The 674-nt window shown below is 31.8% G+C and carries 1 protein-coding gene; it reads right to left on the bottom strand.

The window, feature by feature from the left end; all coding sequences use genetic code 11:
- Positions 1–251 precede the first annotated feature (251 nt).
- Positions 252–476 (bottom strand): hypothetical protein, encoded by a 225-nt coding sequence (locus tag HE1_RS00005; RefSeq protein ID WP_035543060.1) that lies wholly within the window; start codon positions 474–476, stop codon positions 252–254.
- Positions 477–674: the final 198 nt, after the last annotated feature.

Raw genomic sequence — 674 nt, 5'->3', positions numbered from 1 at the left:
CCTTGTAACAAATTTATAGTCTTTTTCTTCAAATTCGCGATAACTTGTACTCTTGCTTATTCCTCTATCAAATAACAATACATCTTCGTTCCCTATTTTTGCTTCATTTATAGCCTTAACTAAAGCTATATCTTCGCTTGATTCAGATTGAGATGTGCAAAACCTAATGCTACTAGGTAGATTATTTTTTATAGTTCTTTGATTTGACTATCATTAAGCTTACCGCCTATTTTTAGACCATCTTTCACCATCTATCCTGATAAATTGATAATCGTGGAATCAAATCTATGAAGGTACTTGCTTCCTTTTGAATCTATTTCATGCTCAACCTTACTCACTAAATCTTTATATATTCCTTCAAAATACTCCCATTTGATTACTTTTAACCGCTTTGAAATGCCACTATATGCACTATATGTCGCTTCAATGCCACTTTTCATTGATCCAAACCCTTGGTTGATTAGCTTTTCTAACATTCTTAAACTAGTTTTCTTGCCAAGGAGTATTAATCTCAGCAAACCTTTGAATAGTAATTCTCCGGTGATTTTATTATTATATCTATTGACATCGTAAAGTTTTCCTAGTCTCTCTAACCATATATCAATACATCATTATAAAATTAAAACTTTATAATCCTGATATCTATCTCAACCACTTTCAACACTTATGGGGGG

It is taken from the genome of Holospora elegans E1, from assembly GCF_000648275.1.
Taxonomy (GTDB): domain Bacteria; phylum Pseudomonadota; class Alphaproteobacteria; order Holosporales; family Holosporaceae; genus Holospora; species Holospora undulata_A.
The sequence above is the reverse complement of the archived record's forward strand: the minus strand, read 5'-3'. Positions and strand labels throughout refer to the sequence as shown.